The 8,414-nt window shown below is 66.4% G+C and carries 6 protein-coding genes; 1 reads left to right on the top strand and 5 read right to left on the bottom strand.

Going from position 1 to position 8,414, the window contains the following annotated elements; genetic code table 11:
- Positions 1-235: 235 nt before the first annotated feature.
- The 5 genes from ACYVD1_RS11910 to ACYVD1_RS11930 all read right to left on the bottom strand — a co-directional run bounded on the left by ACYVD1_RS11910 (position 236) and on the right by ACYVD1_RS11930 (position 7,093).
- On the bottom strand, positions 236-1,372 hold the full coding sequence (locus ACYVD1_RS11910) for an MFS transporter (RefSeq protein WP_460771390.1): 1,137 nt from the start codon (positions 1,370-1,372) through the stop codon (positions 236-238).
- Between the two features lie 404 nt (positions 1,373-1,776).
- The gene (locus ACYVD1_RS11915) at positions 1,777-2,949 is read right to left on the bottom strand and encodes an FAD-dependent monooxygenase (RefSeq protein ID WP_460771392.1); all 1,173 of its coding nucleotides are present in this window, start codon (positions 2,947-2,949) and stop codon (positions 1,777-1,779) included.
- Positions 2,950-3,042: 93 nt separating this feature from the next.
- Positions 3,043-4,488: an aldehyde dehydrogenase family protein gene (locus tag ACYVD1_RS11920; RefSeq protein WP_460771394.1), complete on the bottom strand. Its 1,446-nt coding sequence runs from the start codon at positions 4,486-4,488 to the stop codon at positions 3,043-3,045.
- On the bottom strand, positions 4,485-6,275 hold the full coding sequence (locus ACYVD1_RS11925; RefSeq protein ID WP_460771397.1) for a thiamine pyrophosphate-binding protein: 1,791 nt from the start codon (positions 6,273-6,275) through the stop codon (positions 4,485-4,487). Before ACYVD1_RS11925 ends, ACYVD1_RS11920 begins: the two co-directional genes overlap by 4 nt.
- 89 nt (positions 6,276-6,364) lie before the next feature.
- On the bottom strand, positions 6,365-7,093 hold the full coding sequence (locus ACYVD1_RS11930; RefSeq protein WP_460771400.1) for a class II aldolase/adducin family protein: 729 nt from the start codon (positions 7,091-7,093) through the stop codon (positions 6,365-6,367).
- A 150-nt stretch (positions 7,094-7,243) separates the two neighbouring features.
- On the opposite strand from ACYVD1_RS11930, the gene ACYVD1_RS11935 reads away from it, so the two are divergent.
- On the top strand, positions 7,244-8,239 hold the full coding sequence (locus ACYVD1_RS11935) for a hypothetical protein (protein ID WP_460771403.1): 996 nt from the start codon (positions 7,244-7,246) through the stop codon (positions 8,237-8,239).
- Positions 8,240-8,414 lie beyond the last annotated feature (175 nt).

Consider the following 8,414-nt stretch of genomic DNA (forward strand, 5'->3'; position numbering starts at 1 on the left):
GGCCGTCACCTGGGCGCGAGCGCAGGTGACGGCCCTTCGTCGTGCGCGGTAGGCCCTCGGCGGGCCGTTTCGAGGAACTCCGCATCTAGTTGCTGTCGGGGAGGATGCTGCTGAAGTACTGAGCGTTTGGTGGGGAAGCATCACGGGACCTTCCTACGAGACGTCCCGGGAAGAAGCCGCTATCCCGCGTGCTCGGGCCAACTTCTGACCATGACGTCCAGGTAGACCGGAGGCGCTATCGCGGTGGCACTAAGGTGTAACGGTGTGCCACTGCCAGAATCACCAAGGCCAGCAAGGGTGCCGTGGCGAGTGAGGCGAACCCCGGAGACGGGTGCAAGCCGTACAGGGGCACCCACACCAGCGGTGCGATGGCCCCGCCGAAGAACTGGAAGGCCAACGCCAGAGAGGCCGCCCCGCCCCGGTTGTGCGGCGCGCTCGTAGCCGCCACAGTGTTGATCGTCGCCCGCATGGCCGTCACCGCCACACCCACCCCGACGATCCCGGCCACCATCGTTCCGACAGTGGGGCCGAGCGCGCTCAAGAGAACACCCACGATCAGCACCGTGTTGGCCAGGACCCCTAGCCGGATCGGGCCGAGCCGGTCCAATAGGCGCCCGGCGGAGTCGGCGATGAGCAGCCCGGCTACCCCGAAGGCGGAGGCCACCAGACCGCGTTCGCCGGGGCCCAGCCCGAACTCGTCCCCGGCTCGCAGCGCCGAGAGCACAGTCAGGCCGACGGCCGCCAGATAGCAGAGGAAGGCCAGCACACAGGCCAGAACCAGCTGGCGGTTGACCAGCGACGCCCACGAAGCGTGCCCCGAAGCGCGGCGGCCCGTACTCTCCTCATCGGGAGGCAGCAGCGCCAGCACGAGCGCGCACAACGCAGGCGCCGCGAAGGCTAAACGCCAGTCCGCCATCGCGGCCGCGCCGCTGATCAACGGGCTGAAGGCCTGACCACACGCCTGGAAGGCCGCAAACCATCCCAGGGAACGGCCGAGACGTTGCCTGGGCACGGAGTCGGTGATGGCCGCGACCAAGAGCGGGGTCGTGAAGGCGTTGGTCGCGCCCTGCAAGGCCCGCGCCGCCATGAACAGCTCCGTGCTCGGGGCCAGCGCGCACAGGGCGCACGCCAGTACGAACACGTAGAGCGAGATCCGCATGGTGTTGCGCCGTCCCCACCGCTCGGCGAGGGTGCCGGAGACCAGCATCAGTCCGGCGAAGGGCACCATGTAGGCGGTCACCGCCCCGGCGGCGATCTCGGGAGTGGTGTGCAAGCCCTCGGCCACTTCGTGGACGATGGGAGTCACCATGGTGCTGCCGTAGGGGCCTAAGGCGCCGCCGACATAGAGGGGCCAAACCCGGGTGCGGGGCACGGAGCACGTCCTCCAGTAGTCGCGCGGCCTGAGCCGGTACGCGGTCGGGGGTGGTCTCTCGGACCGTGAGCTCGAAGTTCTTCACCAGCTGTCGAGGGCCGAGGCGTCGTTGATCAGTCCCCACCTCATTTCTCAGCGTGAAGACACAGTTCACAGGTTCGTAGCTGCTCCCCGTAGCCGTCCCTGACAGCTGTCCTGCCGTCTTCACATCGGATCCCGAACCGGCCAGCATGCACCCTTCGAGTTCCCTGCCAACACACCAGATCCTGGTAACGGTGCATCGCAGGTGCAGAAGGCGGGCCGGAGCAACGGCCGGGAGAAGCCCGTTACCGCGCCCCGGCCTTTACCGTTGTCGGAGGCGAGGACCGGTCCTCTATCGACACCCCGGAAAAAGCACCGGTCCTCTACCCGGCGAACTCCTGTGCCGCGGTGGCGGCGTCGTGGTCGTAGATCCACCGGCGCAGCTCCGCCGTCCGGGCGAGGTCGGCATCGCGCACCTCGAGGTCGTCGTAACTGGAGCCGTACCTGAGCCCGTTGTTTCGGGCGCCTTGCTGCACCGCTCCCGTGCGCTCGCGGCGAATCCGCTCGTAAGCCTGGAGAGCCCGCGGGGCCTGCTCTGCGTCGGTACCATCCAGCAGCACAGCCAGTGTGGCAGCATCCTCGATGGCCTGACTCACGCCCTGGCCCAGGTGCGGGAGCATCGGATGGGCAGCATCACCCACCAGCGTCAGCCGTCCTTCCGTCCACCTCGGCAAGGGCTCGCGGTCATAAAGACCCCACCAGAAGCATTGCTCGACCTCCGCGAATAGTGCCTCGACCATGGGGTCCCAACCGGTGAAGGCCGCGCGCAGCGCGTCCGGGTCACCGGGGGCTGACCAAGACTCGCGCTTCTGGTCGTCGGTCGGTACAAATCCCACATAGTTGATCAACGTCCCGTTCCGCACCGGGTAGACGAGAACATGCTTGCCGTCTCCCATCCAGAGCATGAAGCGGTCCGTGGGCCAGTCCGGCACCCGCTCGTGTTCCACCAAACCGCGGTAGGCGATGGATCCGGAGAACACGGGCTGCGAAGGCGGGACGACAGCGCGCTGGAGGGTTGAGTGGATCCCATCAGTGCCCAGGACCACGTCGGCCTCGGCGGTCGCTCCGTCCTCGAAGAAGACCCTCCCCGTCTTCGCGTCCTGTTCGAAGCCGACGCACTTGTGATTCGTGTGCACGGTGCCCGATGGGAGGTGCTTGGCGAGCACGTCGATGAAGTCGGCCCGGTGCATACCGAGGAGGGCGTTCCAGCCGCTGGAGTCAGTGGTGACTACGGGTGCCACCGGTGTGCCGTCGTACCGGTGGTACTGAGACCCCTCACCCAGGGGCGCGCCCACGCGAGTGATGTCGTCCCACAGCCCCCACCGGTACAGGTGCCGGGCCCCGTTCGGCGCGAGCTGGATGCCGGCCCCTACCTCGCCGAGTTCGGGTGCCTGCTCGTAGACGTCGACATGAACACCGACAGAAGTCAGAGCGTTGGCGGCAGCCAAACCCCCAAGTCCTCCACCGACGATCGCGACGCGAAGATCTCTCCCCATGGCAACTCCTTTGTGCGGTAAATCTGGACAACAGAATGTGGACGAAGCGGCTCGGTACTCGAGATGAGCCGGTCCGTGTACTTGTGCTTTCGACTAGCCAAGGAAGATGGTCGTGGCTCGCGTCTGTGTGTAGCTGGCGAGCTCTTCGAAGGCATCGTCACGTCCGACGCCGGAATCCTTGACGCCTCCATAGGGGACGCCGTTGAAGTGGGGACCCACTCCGTTGATCCACACAAAGCCCGTCTCCATCTGCCGCGCCGTCGTCAGGGCGCTATCGATGTTGGGGGTGTAGATCGAGGCGGTGAGTCCGTAGTCCACGCCATTGGCGAGCTCGACTGCCTCCTCGACGCCTCGCCACCGCATCGCCGAGAGGACTGGTCCGAAGATCTCCTTCTGGGCGATCCTCATGCTCGGCGTGACGTGGTCGAAAACGGTTGGTTCCACGAAGTAGCCACCGAGGCCCGGCGGTCGGCCGCCGCCGGTCAGCAGGTGCGCGCCGTCGGCTCTGCCCGTGGCGATGTCGTCGAGGACGCTCTGCATTTGGGGATGGGAGGTCAGTGGCCCCTGGTCGGTTGTCTCGTCGACGGCCCGGCCGAGAACGAAGGCGCGTACCCGGGCTACGACGCGCTCCAGTACCGCGTCGGCGATGTCGTCATGGAGTAGCAGTCGGCTCGTTGAACCACAGGATTGGCCGGACCAGCCGAAGTTCATCCCGCGAACGGCGGCCTCGGCAACGATGTCGACATTGGCGTCCGGGAAGGCGATCAAAGCGTTCTTCCCGCCCAGCTCCAAGGTCACCGACTTCACGTTGGTCGCCGCTGCCTCCTGTTGGATCAGGCGTCCGGTAGCCGCGCTCCCGATGAAGCCGATTCGTCGAACCTTAGGGTGGCGCACCAGCGCTCTCGGCAGTGTCGGTCCCTGCCCGACCACGACGGACAGGACCCCTCGGGGCAGGATGTCGGTGGCGATCTCCGCGAAGAGCAGCGCTGAGAGCGGGGCGCTCTCGGGCGGTTTCATGACCACGCAGTTCCCGGCCATGAGCGGCGCGGCCGTCCGGGCGACGGTGAAGAGGAAAGGATGGTTGAACGCAACGATGCGCACGACTACACCGAAGGGGATGCGCTCCGTGAAGTGAAGGTTTCTGGTGGCCGGGATCGTCTCGCCGGCGAGCTGAGGTGCCACTCCGGCGAAGTAGCGCAGAGTCTTCACCGCTGTGTCGGTGTCGCGGCGCATGTCGCGGATGGAGCCACCACCGCAGATGGAGTCGAGAAGGGCGAACTCCTCGGACCGCTCCTCCAATGCGGCCGCGAGCCGGTTCAGGTACTTCGCCCGCTGGTCAAGGGTCGTCTCACGCCAGTACTGCACGGCGTCGTCGGCGGCGGCGACGGCAGCCTGAGCCACCTTCTCGCCGCCGTCAGGTGCCTGTGCGACGACCTCACCCGTGGATGGGTCGTCGATGTCGTACCGGTGGCCGGAATGAGGCGTTGGCTCTCCGCCGATCGACAGATGCCACTCTCGGCCCAAAAGCTCTTCGATCATCGTTCCACCTGCCCTGTAACACGACTCCAACCGACCTCGTCTACGGCTCCGTAGCCGCGCACCACCCGGACATCGAGCACGGCGCGCCCTCCCTGCTCGATGATGCCGATCCCTCGTTCCAGCGCCGCGGCCAGCTCTGTCCTGGTCGAGACCGGTCCGATGCCCTCGCATCCGTAAGCCCGTGCCAATCCGGCCACGTCCGGCTCGGGATCGTCGATCCGTACTCCGATGTGCGCTCGTGCCTCTGGACGGTCCCGTCTCTTCGCCACGGTGAGCTGGTGCTGCTCGTCGTTGTAGTAGCTGGAGTTGTTGGACACGATCACGAGGAGGGGGATGTTGTAGCGCGCAGCGGTCCACAGCGCGGAGGAGCCCATCAGGAAGTCGCCGTCCCCAAGGACCGTGATCGCGAGTCGTCCGCTGCCTTGCAGAGCGAGTGCCGATCCGACCGACATCCCGGGCCCTGCGCCCACTCCGCCTCCGCCCTCAGCCCCGAGGTAGTCCAGCGGGTCTTCGAGGGGCCACTCGGAGAAGTCCCAGCCGAAGGGAACTCTCAGTAGGCTGCGGGGACGACCGTTGAGGGACTTCCACAGAGCGACCTGGATGTCGGCGTTGTCGAGGCGCGTATGGGGGGATTTGGGGGGACCCGTACTGGAGCGGCGTACTAAGGGCCCATCACCGTTGCGCGGGGCCGAACGCCCGGCTCCGATCGCGCGGAGAAGCTCAGGGACCGCCGCGTCCGGAGAGCAGGGGAGGTGCACATTCACCGGTGGTGTGCTGAAGTGCAGCTTCGTGGAACCCGCAAAGAGTTGGTGGTCTGGGCTCACCTGAATCACCGCAGCGGAGGGCCGACGCTCGTCGCACGCCTGGCGCAGGGTGCCGGCCAAGTCCAGCCAGTCCAAACTGATGATGACGTCCGCGTCCCGGATCAGCTCCCGGTTCCGCTGGCTCAGGAATCGGGCGGGCACACCGGAGTGCAGGGGATGGGTGGTGGGGAACGCCGCGCCCAGCTTGTGGTTCGTGATGACGTGAGCACCGAGACTCTCGGCGAGCGCGACCCTTTCCTGCCACGCGGCCGGGCTCCGGCTCACCCGCCCCGCGAGGATGACGCACCGTCGGTCCGTTCGGAGCAGTCCGGAGGCGCGTTCGATGTCTGCTTCGTCTGGACGCAGCGCTCCCAGAGAGGCGACGTCGTCGACTGAGAATGACGGGGGCGCGACGAGTTCCTCCTGGGCCGCCACGTCCAGCGCGACGAACACAGGAGCGGTTGGTGCGGCTCGGGTGAGCTGGTTCGCTCGGGCGATCGCCTCGACCGCCGCATGAGCTGACTCTGCCCGATCGTCCCATTTGACGAAGTCCCGCAGAACCGCTCCGAGGTCGGAGACCGTGTGGAGCCAGTCGATCCAGGGGCGTCGGCGTGCGGCGTCCGAAGGGCCGTCCGCACCGATGATCAGCATCGGCACTCGGTCGGCGTAGGCGTTGAACACCGCCATTGCGCCGTGCAGTACCCCCACGTTGCTGTGCAGTGCCACGGCCATCGGGCTCTCAGCCACCTTGGCATAGCCGTGGGCCACAGCGACCGCGTGCTCTTCGTGGAGACACGTGAGCATCGTGGGCCGGATGTCCCCGAGGTGGTTCACCAGACTGTCATGCAGGCCGCGGAAGCTCGCGCCCGGGGTGAGCGCGATGTGCGACACCCCGGTAGCGCGAACAGCCTCGGCAATGATGTCGCTCGACCACGCACGCGCACCGGTGGTGCTCTCGTGGTCCTGAGGCTGTGAGCTCGTCACTGGCGACCCTTTCGCGCAAGTTATTCGCATATCGAAGTTATTGCGCCAATTCTGGGTTCAGGGACTCACCCTGTCAAGTGGGCTTCCCGTCAGTCCGTGACGAGGTCCCGGCAGCCGGCGCGTTCGAGCCAGTAATCCCAACTGCGACGCATCGCCGAGGAGTCCGGGCTGAAGCGTGCTCGGGCGCGGATCTCGCCGGCGCTGAGTCCACGGACTTCGCCCAAGGCCATGGCCGTCGTCAACACGTGGGCGTTGCGGGCCATGTAGATGCACATCCGCACGGTCATCAGCAACGAGGAGCCCCCGGCCGCGAACCCGTGGCCGCGCATGAGTGACACGGGGTTGTCGACCAGGTTTTGGGCGAGATCGCGCCCCATGTCCATGCTGGTCACCAGGAGGTCGGTATCGTCACCGAACTTCTCGCTGATGTCCCAGAGGGGTACGCGCTCCCCGATGTCGCTGGCATCGTGCACGACCGGGCGTAGCGGCACACCCGTGACCGTGAAGGGGAGGACCGACTCGGTGTGCGCATGGATCGCAGCGTGAAAATCCGGGCGTGTCTCGTACAGGGCTCCGTGGATGTGGCGCTCCAAGTACGGGGGCCGGTCATCGTCTCCCACGGGTGTGCCGTCGAGTTCGAACTCCATGATGTCGTCGACGTCGACGAACTGCGGGCTCTTCGAGCGCGCTAGGAGGTACCGGTCCGGGTGTTCGGGGTGGCGGATGCTGACGTGGCCGTAGGCGTCGATCACGCCCTCGTTGGCCAGGATCCGGTTGGCGGCAACGAGGTTGAGCACGGCAGGGGTGGCGCCAGTCATTGGCACTCTCCTCACAGGTCGGCTTCGTTCTGTTCGCCGCCCGGAATGCTTGACATCTCCGCAGGCGGCTTGCTTAAGTTCCCGTACGGTATCGCACATGTTTCGGATAGCGAAGTAGTGCGGCGAGAAGTAACGAGGGAGCAAAGCCATATGAGCCTGAACCTGAAGACGGCGCTCGCCGATTACGATCGGGTACGCCCGATCCTCGACGGCGAGGTCAACACCGAAAAGGTGACGCTCGACGCCGCGCCTCTCGCCCCCTCGGAGATCTTCTTCCGGCTCCTGTCCGAGAGCGCCTTCGACGTCGCGGAGATGTCTCTCTCCTCGTACTTCATCTCCCAAGTCAGCGGTTGGGGCTACACAGCGATCCCCGTCTTTCCGAGCCGACGGCTGTTCCACCTCAACCTGTGGACCGCCGCAGACGGCCCTGCACCCGACCGGCTCAACGGCACCCGGATCGGGCTGACCGAATACCAGGTCACCGCGGCCGTCTGGACCAGGGGAATCCTCGCGGACGACTGGGGGCTCGACCTGGCGAGCGTCGACTGGTTCGTCGAACGCACGCGCGAGCTCAGCCACGGCGGCGAGACCGGCTTCGCTCCGCCCGCCGATATCCGCGTCAGCGGCATGCAGACTGAGGACACGCTCTACTCCGCCCTGGACCGCCGTGCTCTCGACGTCGTACTGCCGAGCCCGTATCCCGGGATGAACTCGCGCCTGAACAGGACCGACGAGCAAGAGCTTGAGACTTCCGGCCGCTTCCGTCCCCTGTTCACCGACCCTCGTGCCGAGGCTTCGCGGTGCGTGGCAGCCCACGGGTTCCTCCCGATGAACCACACCGTCGTCATACGGACTTCGCTGCTCGAGGAGCATCCATGGCTCGCCCGAGAGGTCTTCACCATGTTCTGCGAGGCCAAGCGCCTGGCGCAGAGTCGGCTGTCCGTCCTCAGGCGCTCCCACCTCGTCCTGGCGGCGCATTATCTCGCGGAGGAGCGCGCCCTCTTCGGCGCTGACCCCTACCCTTACGGACTCGCGGCCAACAGGGACGCCCTTACGACACTCGCGCGCTACCTCTGCGACCAGGGGCTGATACCGAAGGCCCCCGAGGTCGACAGCCTCTTCGAGGACTCTCTCCTGGACACCTGACACAGCAAGCCCGTACAGCATCGGATCGACCCGCCACGACACCTGGCGCCTAGTGCAGCGATTCATAAGTCCTTCGACTGTGTGATGGTTACCTTCCGTGATCGTCAGGCGGCCTGGAGGTAGGTGTCCTGGCGTGCCCGCTCGTGCTGATGGCGGGCCAGGTAACGAGCGTGCT

Source organism: Nocardiopsis nanhaiensis, assembly GCF_054778635.1.